Consider the following 16080-nt stretch of genomic DNA (forward strand, 5'->3'; position numbering starts at 1 on the left):
ACCAGACCGTACCGGCCGGTAGTCGGATCCGGTGCGAATCCGCCCCCGGAACGCCCGTCGGCCCTTCGGGCGACGCGCCCCGGGTCGGCGGCGCGCCCCGTCGTGGCACCGGTCCGATCACCCTACGGTTCGGGCATCGCCGCCGTCCCACGCGGCGTCCGCCTCGCTCGGGAGAGAAACCGATGCTTGTTCAGCTCCACCCCTTCTGGATAGAAGTCGCGCGTCCGGCCCGTCCCCGACCCTCGCGGTCCTGACGGCCGGACCCGCCTTCCGCCCGCCCGGGCCCGGCCCCCTCCCCACGGGGCCGGGCCCGCGCGCATGCCAAGAAAGAGCAATACATCGACAAATCGCCCACCCTCCTCGCCCCACCCCCCACCGCGTACTGACCGGTAAGTAATCCGGTCGTATCTATTGACGGAGTGTCAACAGATCGGGATTCTCGGGAAAACCGCCGCCTCCCCGACCCAAGAGGTGACCATGATCGGGAACCATCGCGCCAGGAACGTCCTCCTCCGTCTGCTGCCGCTGCTCCTGCTCGCGGCCGCCCTCGTCACCGGCACCGTGCCGGGCCCGAACGCCCGTGCCGCGGACGGGTGGTGGAATCCCACCGCCCGTCCGGCGCCGGACTCGCAGATCAACGTCACGGGCGAGCCGTTCCGCGGCGCCGCCGCCGACGGCAGCGTCCGCGGCTTCGTCGACGCGCACAACCACCTGATGTCCGCCGAGGGGTTCGGCGGCCGGGTGATCTGCGGGGCCGCGTTCTCCCCGCAGGGCGCCGCGGACGCGCTGAAGGACTGTCCGGAGCACTACCCGGACGGTTCGCTCGCGCTGTTCGAGAACGTCACCGGCGGCGCGAACGGCCACCACGACCCGGTCGGCTGGCCGACCTTCGCCGACTGGCCCGCGCACGACTCGCTCAGCCACCAGCAGGACTACTACGCCTGGGTGGAGCGGGCCTGGCGCGGCGGCGAACGGGTGCTGGTCAACGACCTGGTGACCAACGGGCTGCTGTGCTCGATCTACCCGTACAAGGACCGCGGCTGCGACGAGATGGACGCCATCCGCACCGAGGCGCGCAAGTCGTACGAACTCCAGGCGTACATCGACGCCATGTACGGCGGGCCCGGCAAGGGCTGGTTCCGCATCGTCACCGACTCCGACCAGGCCCGTTCGGTGATCGAGCAGGGCAAGTTGGCGGTGGTGCTCGGGGTGGAGACCTCCGAACCGTTCGGCTGCAAGCAGATCCTGGACGCCCCGCAGTGCGACCGGGCCGCGATCGACCGCGGGCTGGACGAGTTGTACGCGCTCGGGGTGCGCAGCATGTTCCTGTGCCACAAGTTCGACAACGCGCTGTGCGGGGTGCGGTTCGACGAGGGCACCACCGGGGTGGCCGTGAACGCCGGGCAGTTCCTGTCCACCGGCACGTTCTGGACCACCGAGCAGTGCACCGGCCCGCAGCACGACAATCCGATCGGGCTGCCGACCGCGCAGGCGCAGGGGATGCTGCCGGCCGGGGTGAACCTGCCGACGTACTCGGCGTCCGCGCAGTGCAACACCCGCGGGCTGACCGAGCTGGGCGACTACGCGATTCGCGGCATGATGAAGCGCCACATGATGCTGGAAGTCGACCACATGAGCGTCAAGGCGGCGAAGAGCGCGTTCGAGCTCCTGGAGTCGCAGGCGTACCCGGGGGTGATCTCCAGCCACAGCTGGATGGACCTCAACTGGACCGAACGCCTGTACAAGCTGGGCGGGTTCGCCGCGCAGTACCCGCACGACGCGAACGGGTTCGTGGCAGAGGCGAACCGTACCAAGGCGCTGCGCGACGCCTACCGGGTCGGCTACGGCTACGGCAGCGACCTGAACGGTGTGGGCGGCTGGCCGGGGCCGGTCGGGGCGGGCGCGCCGAACGCGGTGACGTACCCGTTCCGCAGCGCGGACGGCGGTTCGGTGCTGGACCGGCAGGTGACGGGCTCCCGCACCTGGGACGTCAACACCGACGGCGTGGCGCACGCCGGGCTGCTGCCGGACTGGATCGAACAGATCCGGCTCAGCGGCGGGCAGGGCGTGGTGGACGACCTGATGAAGGGCTCGCAGTCCTACCTGACCACCTGGCGCGCCACCGAACAGCACTCTCCCGGGCGGGAGTTGGCGACCCGAACGGCGAGCGCCACGGCGAGCTCCGCGGAGTGGAACCCGTTCACCTCCTACCAGCCGGGCCGGGCGCTGGACGGCGACCGCTCCACCCGGTGGGCCAGTGACTGGAGCGACGACCAGTGGCTGCGGGTCGACCTCGGCGCGGTGCGCACCGTGGACCGGGTGACGCTGGACTGGGAGCGCGCCTTCGCCACCGGCTACCGGATCGAGGTGTCCACGGACGGCAGCACCTGGCGCACCGTCTGGTCCACCACGGCCGGCGACGGCGGGCTGGACACCGCCGCGTTCGCGCCGACCCCGGCCCGGTACGTGCGCTTCCACGGCACGGCGCGGGCCACCCAGTACGGGTACTCGCTGTACGAGCTGTCGGTGCACGGCAGCTGACCCGGCGCCGCCCGGCGGCCACGGATACGACGAGCGGACAATCGGTCTCTCTCCGAACCGATTGTCCGCTCGTCATTCTGTAATGGTCCGACTGTTGATGGTCCGACTGTCACTCCGCCTTGGCGGCCTGGGCGTTCCGGTCGGCGTCCCCGCCCGCGCCCACCGGCCGCAGCCGGGTGTCGGCGGTGGCCTTCAGCTCGGGTGCCAGCTTGGCGACGTCGCGGGAGCCGACGGCGGCGATCAGGCCGGGGAGCATCCAGCGGACGGGCTGCATGCCGCGCAGCCAGGCCTGCGCGTAGACGTGCGGGGAGCGGCGGCCGATGCCGGCCACCAGGCGGTCCACGGCCGGACCGATCGGGTAGGTCTTGTTGGCGGGCCAGGGCAGCTTGGCGCGCATCTGCCGCAGCACGGTGTCCTGGTCGGCGCCGCGCACCATGTCGGTGTCGGTCCAACTCAGGTAGCCGACGCCGACCTTGACGCCCTGGTGGGCGACCTCGGCGCGCAGCGCGTGGGCGAAGGACTCGACGCCGGCCTTGGAGGCGCAGTAGGCGGTCATCAGCGGGGCGGGGGTGAGCGCGGCCAGCGAGGCGATCTGCAGCAGGTAGCCGCGGCTCTCCACCAGCGCGGGCAGGAAGGCCCGGGCGGTGGCGACGGAGCCGAGCAGGTTGACCTCGACGACGCGGCTCCAGGCCCGGAAGTCGCTGTCCTGCATCGGCCCGCCGAGGGCGATGCCGGCGTTGGCGACGACGGTGTCGATCCGCCCGTAGCGGTCCTTGATCCGGTTGGCGACCTCGGTGAGCGCGTCCAGGTCGGTGACGTCGGCCTCCCAGGCGGAGGCGTGCTCGCCGCACTGGGCGGCGACGGCCTTGAGCTCGGCGGGTTCCAGGCCGACCAGCGCGACCTTGGCCCCCCGGTCGGCGAGCTTGCGGGCCATCAGCGCGCCGAGGCCGCGGGCGGCTCCGGTGATGACGACGACCTGCGAGGACAGCGGCGGGGTCATGCGGTCTCCTCCACGGCGGCGGACTGGGACGGGATGTCGAAGGCGGCGGCGCGCTCGACGGCACTGCTTTCGGCATCGCTCAACGCAACGCCCGCCGCGACGCCCACCGCGACGCCCACCGAAGCGTCCGCCGCAGCGCCCGCCGCGAGTTCGTCGGCGACCAGCGCGGCGACCCGGCGGATCTCGTCGGCGACCTCGGCGGGCCGCTCCAGCGGGCTCATGTGGCCCGCGCCGTCCAGTTCCAGCAGGCCGCGCGGGTCGGCCAGGGCGGCGGCGATCCGGCGCGAGTGCACCGGCGGGGTCAGCTTGTCGTTGCTGCTGGTGACGACGGCGGTGGGCGCGGTGATCCGGGCCAGTTCGGCGTGCACGTCCAGCACGTCCAGCACGATCGACCAGCGGTGACGCACCTTGGGCGGGCAGGCGTGCACCACCTGCGCGCAGGCCTCGACCCGGTCGGGGGGCGTGGCGGGGCCCATGGTGGCGTACTTGAGGACGGCCCGGCTGATGCCGTTGATCGGCCCGAGCGACAGCCGGGACTGCAGCACCGGCCGGCTCAGCAGCCGCCGCAGCGCCCGTCCGCGCACGAAGGGCGGCAGCACCGTCTGCTCGTCGACGAGTTCGCCCGCACCGGTGTTGAGCAGCACGTTGGCGGCGGTGCGGGCGGCCACCTCGGGGCGTCCACCGGCCGCCATGATGGTCATACCGCCCATGCTGTGTCCGGCGACCACGGCGCGGCGTCCGGCGGGGACGGTCGCGGTCAGCACCGCTTCGAGGTCCTCGGCGAGCTTGCCGGTGCCGTACCCGGCGGCGTCGGCCGGCGCGGGGCTGCGGCCGTGGCCGCGCTGGTCGTAGGCGACCACCCGGAAGTCGTCGGCGAGGCGGTTGATCACGGGCGCCCAGAACGTGGTGGCGCAGGTCCAGCCGTGGGCGAGCACGATCAGCGGCGCGCCCTCCGGCCCGTACTCCTCGACGTTGAGTTCGGCACCGTCGGCGGAGCGGACGGTGTGGACGGCCGCAGGGTCCGGCAGGACGCAGTCGGCGGGGATACGGGGGCTCATACGGGCACCACCTCGGTGTCGCGCGCGTCGCCCAACGGGGCGGTGCGCTTGAGGAGTTCGTACTCGGCGAGGTCGACGTGCCGGGTGGCACGGCGGAAGGCACTGGTGGAGGCCGGCCACAGCACGGTGTTCTTTCCGTCCTCGTCGAGGTACCAGCTGCGGCATCCGCCGGTGGTCCACACGGTGCGGCTCATCCGGTGCTGGAGTTCCAGGTTCCACTGCCGCTGGGCCCGTTCGGTGGGCTGCATGGCGGTGGCGCCGATGGAATCCAGCGTGGTCAGCGCGTCGATCAGGTAGTTGAGTTGGGACTCGATCATCAGGATCATCGAGTTGTTGCCGAGCCCGGTGTTCGGGCCGATCACGAAGAACAGGTTGGGGAATCCCCGGACGGTGGAGCCGCGCAGCGCTTCCATACCGTCCTTCCACGCTTCGGCCAGCGCCATGCCTCCGACGCCGTACACCCGCTCGGCGATCGGCAGGTCGGTGGTGTGGAACCCGGTGCCGAACACCACGGCGTCCACCTCGTGTTCGCTGCCGTCGGCGGCGACCAGGGTGCTGCCGCGCAACTCCCGCAGACCGGCCGCGACCACCTCGGTGTTGGGGGCGGCGAGGGCCGGATAGTAGGTGTTGCTGAGCAGGATCCGCTTGCAGCCGATCCGGTAGTCCGGGGTGAGCTTGGCGCGCAGCGCCGGGTCGGCGACCGCCCGGTGCATGTGACGGAGTGCCACCTGTTGAACCAGCGCGAGGAGTTGCGGACGGCGCACGAAGGCGTCCACCTGGAGCTCGCGGATCGCGAACAGTCCGGCGCGCCTCAGCAGGCCGGTCGGCGGGAGTTTGCCGTGCAGCCACTTCTCGACGCCGGTGACCTCGCGGTCGGCGCGCGGCAGCACCCAGGCCGGGGTGCGCTGGAAGACCGTCAGGCTGCGGACGGTGGGCTGGACGGCGGGGATGATCTGGATCGCGGACGCGCCGGTGCCGACCACGGCGACGCGCTTGCCGGCCAGGTCGTAGTCGTGGTCCCAGCGGGAGGAGTGGAAGACCTTGCCGGGGAAGGCGTCCAGGCCGGGCAGGTCCGGGATCTGCGGCTCGGCGAGCGGGCCGGCGGCGGAGACCACGGCGTCGGCGGTCCAGCTGCCCGCCGAGGTGGTGACGTGCCATCGGGTGCGTTCCTCGTCCCAGCGCAGCTCGCGGACTTCGGTGCCGAACCGCAGGTGCGGGCGGAGTCCGAAGGTGTCGGCGATCCGCTCCAGGTAGGCGCGTATGTCGGGCTGCCCGGAGAACACCCGCGGCCACTCGGGGTTCGGCGCGAACGAGAACGAGTACAGGTGGGAGGGCACGTCGCAGGCGCAGCCGGGGTAGGAGTTGTCGCGCCAGGTGCCGCCGACCGAGCCCGCGCGTTCCAGGATCACGAAGTCGGTGATCCCGGCGCGGCGCAGCCGGACGCCGGCGCCGAGGCCGCCGAAGCCGGAGCCGATGACGGCGACCCGCACGTGCGGCACCGGCTGCTGCGGTTCGGCGGGTGCGGTCTCGACGGATGCGGTCTCGACGGGTGCCGTCTCGGCAGGGGCGGTCTCGGCAGGGGCGGGCGACTTCTTGGTGCGGGGTGCCATGGGCGGGTCCTCCTGGCGAGGGTGGGGCGGCACGAGCCGGTGCGGCGCTGCGCTGCGCGGTGCGCAGGGGCGCGCGGAAGTGCGGGGGTGGGGGTGCGGGTGGAGCCCTGGAAGCTGCCAGTAATCACTGGCGCGTTTGGCAGAGTAGTCCTTGTTGACACCGAGTGGAATAGCGCGGACGGCGAGGATTGCACGTGTGTTCGACTCGTCCGGACGGGCCCTATGCTGACCGGCGTGGCCGAGACCGAGAAGGACCGCGAGCCCCCGCGCGAGTACCGCATCGCCGAACTCGCCGAGGCAGCCGGCCTCAGCGTGCGCACCGTCCGCTTCTACCGCGAACGCCGGCTGCTCCCCCCGCCCCGCAAGGCCGGCCGGATCGCCTGGTACGGCCCCGAACACCTGGCCCGGCTGCGCCTGATCGCCGAACTGCTGGACCGCGGCCACGCGCTCGGCGGCATCGCCGAACTGATCGGCGCCGGCGAGGACGGCCGTGACGTCGCCGAACTGATCGGTCTTCAGGCCGCGTTGGTCGCCCCCTGGTCCGACGAGACGCCCGTCCACCTGACCTGGGACGAGCTGTACGCCGCGTTCGGCGACGAGCTGACCGAGGCCAACACCGCCGAGTCCCTCGCCCAGGGCTTCATCACCGTCGACTCCGAGGGCATCACCCACATCAGCCGCCGCCTGATGGACGCCTCCGTCGCACTGGTCGACGAGGGCGTGCCGCTCGCCGCCGTGCTGGAGGTCAGCCGGCGCGCCAGCGAGTACGCCGACGCGATGGCCGACACCTTCGTCGCCCTGATCCGCGACCGCCTGCTCGGCGCGCTCACCCACGTCCAGGACCTCACCCCCGCCGAGGCCGCCCGCCTCACCGAACGCATCCACCGCATCCGCCCCCTCGCCCGCGCCGTCAACGACGCCCAGTTCGCCCTGGCCATGGACCGCCGCGTCCGCGCCGAGTACGACCGCCTCGACGGCCGGTGACCCCTCCCCGGCCCGCAGCACTGCCCGGAACCGCAGCCGCACTGTCCTGCCCCTCCCCCACCCGCGCCGTCGCCCGCCCCACTCCGGCACCCGACACCCCCGCCACCCGCGCCGCCACCCACCCCACCCCGGCACCCGACACCCCTCCCCACCACTGGTTCTCCGGCACTCCCCACACCTCCTCCGCCACATCTCCTCTCCCACCAGCCACCTGCGCACCACCCGTCCCACCCCGGCATGGGAGAGTGGGGGCGGTGAAGGGAGCCCGGGCGTGTTGATGGAGAAGGTCACCGAGATCCTCGTGGAGGCGGCGGCGGAGGCGGTCGAGCCGCGGTTCCGTGCGTTGGCCGAGGGCGAGGTGATGGAGAAGGCGCCCGGCGACGTCGTCACCGTCGCGGACCGGGATGCCGAGCGGATCATCACTCGCCGCCTGCGCGAACTGCTCCCCGTCCCGGTGGTCGGCGAGGAGGCCGTGGCCGCCGACCCGGCGCTCGCCCGGGCACTGCTGGAGGAGCCCGCCGCCTGGCTGGTGGACCCGGTGGACGGCACCAAGAACTTCGTCGCCGGCGACCCCTCGTACGCGGTGATGGCCTCGCTGGTGCGCAGCGGCCGCACGGTCGCCGCCTGGATCTGGCAGCCGTGCTCCGGCACCGCGTACACCGCCGAACTCGGCGCCGGGGCCTGGCAGAACGGGAGCCGCCTGGTCCGGGGGCCGATCACGACCGGCCCGGAGTCGTGGACCGGCATCCTGAAGACCCGCTACTTCGCTCCGCCGACCAGCCACCGCCTCCTCGACAACGCCCGCGCGCTGGGCCCGCTCGATCCCGGCCGCCGCGCCGCCGGGATCGAGTACCCGTTGGTGGCCACCGGTGAGCGCGACTTCATCCTGTACTGGCGCACCCTCCCCTGGGACCACGCCCCCGGCTCCCTCCTGATCACCGAGGCCGGCGGCCGTTCCGCCCGCTTCGACGGCTCCCCCTACCTGCCCGAGCCTCCCGGCGGCACCGACGGCCTGCTGGTCGCGGCGGACCCGGACCAGTGGGAGACGCTCCGGGAGATCCTGCTCAGGGGTTTCTGACCGCGCGCCCGCTCGCCACCACGGCCGACAGCAGCGCCGCGACCTCCCGTTCGGTGGTGTGCGGGTTGAGCAGCGTCAGCTTCAGCCGCACCCGGCCGGGGCCGGTGCCCGGGAGTTCGGTGCGGCCGACGACGGCCCGACCGGTGCGCAGCAGGCGGCGGCGGAGTTCCGCGTTGACGTGGTCGCTGTCCTCGGCCGCGGCCCCGGCCGAAGCCGCGGCGTACCGGAACACCACGGTGGTCAGGATCGGGTCGCAGTGCAGCTCCAACTCGGATTCGGCGCGCACGAGTTCGGCGGCCTTCCGGGCCAGGTCGTGGCAGCGGTCGACCAGTTCGCCGAGTCCTTCCCGGCCCAATGCCCGTAGCGTGACGGCGAGCTTGAAGGCGTCGGGCCGGCGGGTGGTGCGCAGCGACTGGCCGAGCAGGCTGGGGTAGCCGGCGTCCTCGTCGTCGGCGGGGTTGAGGTAGACGGCGCGGCGGGCGAGCGAGGCGTAGGTGCGGGCGTCGCGGACCAGGAAGACGCCTGCCGCGGCGGGCTGCCAGCCGAGTTTGTGCCAGTCGAGGGAGATCGAGTCGGCCCGGTCGAGGCCGTCGAGCAGTGGGGCGAGGCGGTCGGAGAAGAGTGCGCCGCCGCCGTACGCGGCGTCGACGTGCAGCCAGGTGCCGTGTCGGGCGGCGAGGTCGGCGACGGCGTGCAGGGGGTCGATGGCGCCGGTGTCGGTGGTGCCGGCGGTGGCGACCACTGCGACGGGGGTGGCGCCCTCCCAGCCGATCTCGGCGAACGCGTCGGCCAACGCGGCCGGGTCCATGCGGAGTTGGCGGTCCACGGGGATGACGCGGACGGCGCGTTCGCCGAGGCCGAGCAGGGCGGCGGCGCGCTGGACGGAGAAGTGGGCGGCCTCGGAGGCCAGGATCCGGGGTCGGCCGCTGCGCGGGAGGCCGTTCAACTCGACGTCGGGGCCGAGGCGTTGGTCGCGGGCCAGCATCAGCCCCATCAGGTTGGACTCGGTGCCGCCGGTGGTCAGCACGCCGGCCGCGCGGTCCGGCCGGAAGCCGACCAACTGGGCCATTTCGGCGAGGAGTTCGGCCTCCAGGGCGGTGGCTGCGGGGGCCTGGTCCCAGGAGTCCTGGGAGGGGTTGAGGGCGCTCACGGCGAGGTCGGCGGCGACCGCGAGGGCCAGCGGCGGGCAGTGCAGGTGCGCGGCGCACGCCGGGTCGGCCGGGTCGGCCGCGCCGTGCGCCAACAGCTCCACCAACTGGCCGAGTGCGCCTGGTCCTTGGGCTCTGGCGAGGGCTTCTCGCACCACCTCGCCGATCACCACCGGCTCCCCCGCCGGCACCGGCCCGCCCCGCCGTACCGCGCCGGCGGTCAGCGCCGCCAACACCTGTGCGAGCAGCGGCCGCAACGCCTCGGGCCCACCCACACCACCGGAGAGTTCGGTTAACCCCACCATGTCCGTTCACTTCCAACTGTTCGATCAGCACGCGACTTCGACGTCTGTCCGGAGCAGCCTTCCCGCCCCGGCCCGCCCTTCCCCTCCCCCTCCCCCTTCCCCCGTCAGCCCGCCAGGTCTGCCGCCGCAGGCTCCCGCATCGCGAACTCGATGGCGTCGCAGAGCCGTTCGAGGACGGCGTCGGCCTGTTCGTCGGTGATGGTGAGCGGCGGGAGCAGCCGCAGGACGGCGTCGTGGCGGCCGCCGAGTTCGACGATCAGGCCGCGGGCGAGGCAGGCTTCGCGGACCCGGACGGCGAGCGCCGGGTTCGCGGGGCGTGCGCCGCAGCTGTCGAACTCGCCTGCCGGGTCGACGAGTTCGACGCCGAGCATCAGGCCCCGGCCGCGGACGTCGCCGATCACGGGGAGGCGGTCGCGGGCGCCGTCGAGGCGGGCGGCGATCCGGGCGCCGACGGTCTCCGCGCGGGCGACCAGCCCGTTGGCGGCGATGTGCCGGAGCGTGGCCGCGCCGGCCGCCATCGCGAGGGTGTTGCCGCGGAAGGTGCCGGTGTGCGCGCCGGGCCGCCACCCGTCGTACTCCTCGCGGTAGACGACGACCGCGAGCGGGAGGCTGCCGCCGATGGCCTTGGAGAGCACCATCGCGTCCGGCTCGATGCCGCTGTGCTCGACGGCCCACATCCGGCCGGTGCGGCCGACGCCGGTCTGCACCTCGTCGACGATCAGCGGGATGCCGCGTTCGGCGGTGATCCGCCGCATCTCGCGCAGCCACTCGTCGGGGGCGGGGACGACACCGCCCTCGCCCTGGACGGGTTCGAGGATCATCGCGGCCGCCGGGAGGACGCCGCCCGACGGGTCGTCGAGCAGCCGCTCGGTGTAGGCCGAGGCGAGCTGCGCGCCGCGCTCGCCGCCGATGCCGAACGGGCAGCGGTAGGCGTAGGGGTAGGGCAGCCGGGTGACGTCGCCGCCGCTGGGCAGGGGGGCCTTGACGGCGGTGTTGCCGGTGACGGCGAGGGCGCCGGCGGTCATGCCGTGGTAGGCGCCGGTGAAGGCGAGTGCGCCGCGGCGACCGGTGGCGGTCTGCATGAGCTTGAGGGCGGCTTCGACGGCGTCGGTGCCGGCGGGGCCGCAGAAGTGGATCCGGGCCTTGGCGGCGAACTTCTCGGGGAGGCTCTCGAACAGCGCGGTGGTGAAGTCGTCCTTCTCGGCGGTGGCGAGGTCGAGCAGGTGGAGCGGGGCGCCGCTGTCCAGGGTGCGGCGGATCGCGTCGAGCACCACGGGGTGGTTGTGGCCGAGGGCGAGGGTGCCGGCGCCGGAGAGGCAGTCGAGGTAGCGGCGGCCGTCGGCGCCCTCCACGGTCATGCCGTTCGCGCGCACCGGGACGATCGGGAATGACCGGGCGTAGGTGCGGGCGGCCGACTCGCGGATGCGCTGGCGGCGCAGGATCGCGTCGGCGGCGGGCGCGGCGGAGGTGCCGACGGTGAGGGTCACAGCGGAGCTCCCTTGTGGAAGTTAGGTAAGCCTCACCTTACTATCGCGGCCCTCGCGCACCGGCCCCACCCGACCTGGATCACTCGTCCGAGTGAGTACGCACCACTTCCGGCACCACCCCGTCAACGAGCGCGGCCACGTCAAGTCACGGCCGCCGCCCAAGTACCCTGCCGCCATGGACGATCCGACCCCCGAAGCCGACACCCGCACCCACGCCGACACCCGCGCCCGCACCGCCGCCCACGCCCACACCCACACCCACGCCCACGAACTCGCCGAGACCCGTGCGTTCTTCGCCGAGCGCGCCGCGGGCTGGGACGCGAAGTTCCCGGACGACGGCCCGCGCTACGCCGCCGCGATCGCCGAAACCGGCCTGGCCGCAGGGCAGTTCGCCATCGACGCGGGCTGCGGCACCGGCCGGGCGCTGCCGCTGCTGCGGGCCGCCGTCGGGCCGTCGGGCACCGTCCTGGGCGTGGATCTGACGCCGGAGATGCTGGCGCAGGCCGCCGCCCACCGCGCCGACGCCGCCCTGGTCCGGGCCGACTGCACCCGGCTTCCGCTCCCGGACGCGGCGGCCGACCTGGTCTTCGGGGCGGGCCTGATCTCCCACCTCCCGGGCCCGGACGCCGGCCTGCGCGAACTCGCCCGCGTCACCCGCCCGGGCGGCCGCCTCGCCCTCTACCACCCGGTGGGCCGCGCCGCCCTCGCCGCCCGCCACGGCCGTCCGATCACCCCGGACGACCTGCGCGCCCGCGACAATCTCTTCCCGCGGTTGACGGCCGCCGGTTGGAAACCGCTTTCCTACACCGACGAACCGGAGCGTTTCCTGGTCCTCGCCGAGCGCGCCTGACAACGCCTCAGTCGCGCTTCCACCGGTAGCCGAGTTCGGGGCGGCCGACCTGGCCGTAGCGGGGTTCGCGGGTGGCGTGGCCGGTGGTGACGAGGTGTTCGAGGTAGCGGCGGGCGGTGATCCGGGAGACGCCGGTGGCCTCGGCGGCGGCGCCGGCGGACAGGCCGTCGGGGGCGGTGCGCAGGGCGGTGGCGAGGGTGTCCAGGGTGGCGGCGGTCAGGCCCTTGGGGAGGCTGGTGCGGTCGGTGCCGCGCAGCAGCGCGAGGGCCCGGTCGACCTCGTCCTGCCCGAGGGCCTCGCCGTCGCGGCCGAGGCTGGCCCGGTATCGGGCGTACTGCCCGAGGCGGTCGCCGAGGGCGGCGGCGCCGAACGGCTTCAGCAGGTACTGGACGACGCCGGCGGTGACGGCCTGCCGGACGGTGGCGAGGTCGCGGGCGGAGGTGACGGCGATGATGTCGGCGCTGTGCCCGGCGGCGCGCAGCGCGGCGCACAGGTGCAGGCCGTGGCCGTCGGGCAGGTAGAGGTCGAGCAGGATCAGCTCGACGGGGGCGTCGGCTTCCCGGGCGCGGTCGAGGGCGCGGGCGGCTTCGACGCGGGAGTGTGCGACGGCGGCGACGGCGAAGCCGGGGGTGGCGGCGACGTAGCGGGCGTGGGCGTCGGCGGCGACCGGGTCGTCCTCGACCACCAGGACCCGGATCGGCCGCTGTTCGGGTCGGTCGGTCATGCGTCCACCGCCGGGTGCTGGAGCGGGAGTCGGACGGTGAGCACCGCGCCGCCGTCGTGGCGGCCGGGATCGCCGAGGCGGACGTCGCCGCCGTTGCGGCGGGCGGTCTGGGCGACCAGGGCGAGGCCGAGGCCGCGGCCGTGCTGCTTGGTGGTCCAGCCGCGGCGGAAGACCTCGTCGGCGGCGGCGGGGTCGACGCCGGCGCCGGTGTCGGCGACCCGGAGCAGCAGGTGGCCGTCGTCGGTGCGGGCGGTGACGCGGACTTCGGGGGCGGCGTGGGCGGCGTTCTCGATGGCGGCGTCGACGGCGTTGTCGATCAGGTTGCCGAGCAGGGTGACCAGGTCGCGCGGGGTGAGCCGGTCGGGCAGGACGCCGTCGTCGATCCGGCTGTCCTCGGTGAGGTGGAGTTCGACGCCGCGTTCGGCGGCCTGGGCGGCCTTGCCGAGCAGCAGGGCGGCGAGCACGGGTTCGCCGACGGCGCCGACCACCTGGTCGGTGAGCCGTTGGGCGAGGGCGAGTTCGGCGGTGGCGAACTCCACGGCCTCGCGGTGGCGGCCGAGTTCGATCAGCGAGACCACGGCGTGCAAGCGGTTGGCGGCTTCGTGGGCCTGCGCGTCGAGGGCCGCGGCGATGCCCTTGACGGTGTCCAACTCGCCGGTGAGGCCCTGGAGTTCGGTGTGGTCGCGGAGGGTGACCACACTGCCGAGGCCGGGTCCGACGGACGAGGTGTTGACCAGCAGGACGCGTTCGGCGGTCAGGTGCACTTCGTCGCGGACCGGTTCGGCGGACTCCAGCGCCCGGCTCAGCGAGCTCGGCAGCCCGAGCTGACGCACCGTCAACTCGCCGGTGCTGTCGTCGAGTCGGAGGAGTTCGCGGGCGGCGTCGTTGCACAGCAGCACGCGCTGGTCGCGGTCGAGCAGCACCAGTCCTTCGCGCACCGAGTGCAGCGTCGCCTGGTGGTAGTCGTACAGGTGGGCGAGTTCCTCGGCGTCCATGCCGTGGGTGTGGCGGCGCAGCCGGGTGGCGACCAGGTAGCTGGCGGTGGCGCCGAGGGCGAGGGCGCCGCCGGCGATGCCCGCGAGGGCGAGCAGGGGGGTGCGCAGGCGGGCGGAGATGTTGTCGACGGTGATGCCGGCGCTGACCAGGGCGACCACGTGGTGTCCGTCGTCGTAGACGGGGGCGACGACGCGGACGGACGGGCCGAGGGTGCCGGTGTAGGTCTCCTGCTGGAGGCGGCCGAGCCGGGCCTGGTCGATGTGGCCGAGGAAGGGCCGGCCGATCTGCGCGGGGTCGGGGTGGGTCCAGCGGATGCCGTCGGTGTCCATGACGGTGACGAAGTCGACGCTGGTGTCGGAACGGACCTGCTGGGCGTACGGCTGGAGGACGGCACTGGGGTCGGGTCCGGTGACGGCGGTGCGGACGGTCGGGGAGGCGGCGACGGACAGCGCGACGGCGGTGGCCTCGTGGCGGGCGGTGTCCTCGGCGCGGCCGGCGGTGAACAGGTAGGCGAGGACGGCGCCGCCGGCGACCACGGCCCCGACGATGACCACCTGGACGGCGAACAGCCGTCCGGCCAGGCTGCGGCGCCTGCGCGGGCGGGCGGCAGCGGGGGTCGGGCCGGTCGGGTGCATGACGCCAAGTGTGCCCGGTCACGGGCCTGTCACGACGTCCGCGGTACCCGTGAACACTATGAACGTAACCGTGACGTCCCTCACGGCGGGGCGAATAGTCATGCGCGGCCCGCCACCCACGGGCCGGTCGCGTCCACCCCCCTCGAGGACGCGGTGCGAGCCTAGCGGCGAAGGAGCCGAGCGGATGACCGCCACCCCCACCACGAACGGGAAGCCGAAGAATAGATCGGACCGGACCCACTACCTGTACCTGGCGGTGATCGCCGCAGTGATCGCGGCGATCGTGGTGGGTCTGGCCGCGCCGAAGTTCGCGGTGGAGCTGAAGCCGGTCGGCACCGGCTTCGTCAACCTGATCAAGATGATGATCTCCCCGGTGATCTTCTGCACCATCGTGCTGGGTGTGGGCTCGGTCTCCAAGGCGGCGAAGGTCGGCCGGGTCGGCGGCCTGGCGCTCGGCTACTTCCTGCTGACCTCGACGGTGGCGCTCGGCATCGGCCTGCTGGTGGGCAACCTGCTGGAGCCGGGCAGCGGGCTGCACCTGACGGCGGCGCTGGCGAAGTCCGGGCACGCGCAGGCCGTGGCGGGCGCGTCGTCCACCACCGACTTCCTGCTCGGGATCATCCCGCACACCCTGGTGTCGGCGCTGACCGAGGGCCAGGTGCTGCAGACGCTGCTGGTGGCACTGCTGGTCGGTTTCGCGCTGCAGGGCATGGGCAAGGCCGGCGCGCCGATCCTGCGCGGCGTGGAGCACCTGCAGAAACTGGTGTTCCGGGTGATGTCGATGATCATGTGGGTGGCCCCGATCGGCGCGTTCGGCGCGATGGCGGCGGTGGTCGGCGCGACCGGCACGGCCGCGCTGAAGAGCCTCGCCGTGATCATGATCGGCTTCTACGTGACCTGTGTGCTGTTCGTGGTCGTGGTGCTCGGCCTGCTGCTCCGGCTGGCCGCCGGGGTGAACGTCTTCTCGCTGCTGCGCTACCTGGGCCGCGAGTTCCTGCTGATCCTGTCCACCTCGTCCTCCGAGAGCGCGCTGCCCCGGCTGATCTCCAAGATGGAGCACCTCGGTGTGAGCCGTCCGGTCGTCGGCATCACCGTGCCGACCGGCTACAGCTTCAACCTGGACGGCACCGCGATCTACCTGACCATGGCGTCGATCTTCATCTCCGAGGCGATGGACAAGCCGATGTCGATCGGCGAGCAGCTGTCCCTGCTGCTGTTCATGGTGATCGCCTCCAAGGGCGCGGCGGGCGTCACCGGCGCGGGCCTGGCCACGCTGGCCGGCGGCCTGCAGTCGCACAAGCCCGCGCTGGTCGACGGCGTCGGCCTGATCGTCGGCATCGACCGCTTCATGTCGGAGGCCCGCGCGATGACCAACTTCGCGGGCAACGCCGCGGCCACCGTGCTGATCGGCCACTGGACGGGCGAGCTCGACCGCGAGCGGATGAACGCCGTGCTGTCCGGCGCGCTGCCGTACGACGAGAACGCGGCTGCGGCCGCGGACGCCGCGGTGCCCGCCCAGGCGCAGGCCCCGGCGGTGGCGCCGGCCGCCTGACGGCCTCGTCCGAGACGGGTCGACGCCCCCGTCGGCGCTCCGGGTTCGCCCCGGACGCCGGCGGGGGCGTCGCCGTTCTCCGCGCGGATGCCGGGCCGGCTCATGGGTGTCG

At 73.5% G+C, this 16080-nt stretch carries 12 protein-coding genes; 5 read left to right on the forward strand and 7 right to left on the reverse strand.

What is annotated here, in order from left to right:
• The first annotated feature begins 477 nt into the window (after positions 1-477).
• Positions 478-2541 carry a discoidin domain-containing protein gene (locus tag AMK19_RS07280; protein WP_198953240.1) on the forward strand — a complete coding sequence of 688 codons (2064 nt, stop codon included), beginning with the start codon at positions 478-480 and terminating at the stop codon, positions 2539-2541.
• 109 nt (positions 2542-2650) lie between these two features.
• On the opposite strand, the gene AMK19_RS07285 is transcribed toward AMK19_RS07280, so the two are convergent.
• From AMK19_RS07285 to AMK19_RS07295, 3 genes are read right to left on the reverse strand one after another with little or no spacing between them, the layout of a single operon-like run.
• Positions 2651-3541, reverse strand: a complete 891-nt coding sequence (locus AMK19_RS07285; RefSeq protein WP_073809042.1) for an SDR family oxidoreductase — start codon at positions 3539-3541, stop codon at positions 2651-2653.
• Positions 3538-4599 carry an alpha/beta fold hydrolase gene (locus AMK19_RS07290; protein ID WP_073809043.1) on the reverse strand — a complete coding sequence of 354 codons (1062 nt, stop codon included), beginning with the start codon at positions 4597-4599 and terminating at the stop codon, positions 3538-3540. The genes AMK19_RS07285 and AMK19_RS07290 overlap by 4 nt, the downstream gene beginning before the upstream one ends.
• On the reverse strand, positions 4596-6209 hold the full coding sequence (locus AMK19_RS07295) for a flavin-containing monooxygenase (protein WP_083646552.1): 1614 nt from the start codon (positions 6207-6209) through the stop codon (positions 4596-4598). Before AMK19_RS07295 ends, AMK19_RS07290 begins: the two co-directional genes overlap by 4 nt.
• 234 nt (positions 6210-6443) lie before the next feature.
• Here AMK19_RS07295 and AMK19_RS07300 point away from each other — a divergent pair, with 234 nt between their 5' ends.
• Positions 6444-7193: a MerR family transcriptional regulator gene (locus AMK19_RS07300; protein ID WP_338015773.1), complete on the forward strand. Its 750-nt coding sequence runs from the start codon at positions 6444-6446 to the stop codon at positions 7191-7193.
• A 277-nt stretch (positions 7194-7470) separates the two neighbouring features.
• On the forward strand, positions 7471-8271 hold the full coding sequence (locus AMK19_RS07305; RefSeq protein WP_073809637.1) for an inositol monophosphatase family protein: 801 nt from the start codon (positions 7471-7473) through the stop codon (positions 8269-8271).
• On the opposite strand, the gene AMK19_RS07310 is transcribed toward AMK19_RS07305, so the two are convergent.
• Positions 8258-9724 carry a pyridoxal phosphate-dependent decarboxylase family protein gene (locus tag AMK19_RS07310; RefSeq protein ID WP_073809045.1) on the reverse strand — a complete coding sequence of 489 codons (1467 nt, stop codon included), beginning with the start codon at positions 9722-9724 and terminating at the stop codon, positions 8258-8260. The two genes, AMK19_RS07305 and AMK19_RS07310, sit on opposite strands and share 14 nt — an antisense overlap.
• Positions 9725-9828: 104 nt before the next feature.
• Complete coding sequence (locus AMK19_RS07315) at positions 9829-11211, reverse strand: diaminobutyrate--2-oxoglutarate transaminase family protein (RefSeq protein WP_073809047.1); 1383 nt, start codon at positions 11209-11211, stop codon at positions 9829-9831.
• A 175-nt stretch (positions 11212-11386) separates the two neighbouring features.
• On the opposite strand from AMK19_RS07315, the gene AMK19_RS07320 reads away from it, so the two are divergent.
• Positions 11387-12061 carry a class I SAM-dependent methyltransferase gene (locus AMK19_RS07320; protein WP_083646594.1) on the forward strand — a complete coding sequence of 225 codons (675 nt, stop codon included), beginning with the start codon at positions 11387-11389 and terminating at the stop codon, positions 12059-12061.
• A gap of 7 nt (positions 12062-12068) precedes the next feature.
• On the opposite strand, the gene AMK19_RS07325 is transcribed toward AMK19_RS07320, so the two are convergent.
• Positions 12069-12785, reverse strand: coding sequence for a response regulator (locus AMK19_RS07325; RefSeq protein ID WP_073809048.1), 717 nt, complete (start codon positions 12783-12785; stop codon positions 12069-12071).
• Positions 12782-14416, reverse strand: a complete 1635-nt coding sequence (locus AMK19_RS07330) for an ATP-binding protein (protein ID WP_073809050.1) — start codon at positions 14414-14416, stop codon at positions 12782-12784. The genes AMK19_RS07325 and AMK19_RS07330 overlap by 4 nt, the downstream gene beginning before the upstream one ends.
• Before the next feature lie 184 nt (positions 14417-14600).
• Here AMK19_RS07330 and AMK19_RS07335 point away from each other — a divergent pair, with 184 nt between their 5' ends.
• Positions 14601-15968, forward strand: coding sequence for a cation:dicarboxylate symporter family transporter (locus AMK19_RS07335; protein ID WP_073809051.1), 1368 nt, complete (start codon positions 14601-14603; stop codon positions 15966-15968).
• Positions 15969-16080: the final 112 nt, after the last annotated feature.

Source organism: Kitasatospora sp. CB01950, assembly GCF_001905465.1.
GTDB lineage: Bacteria > Actinomycetota > Actinomycetes > Streptomycetales > Streptomycetaceae > Kitasatospora.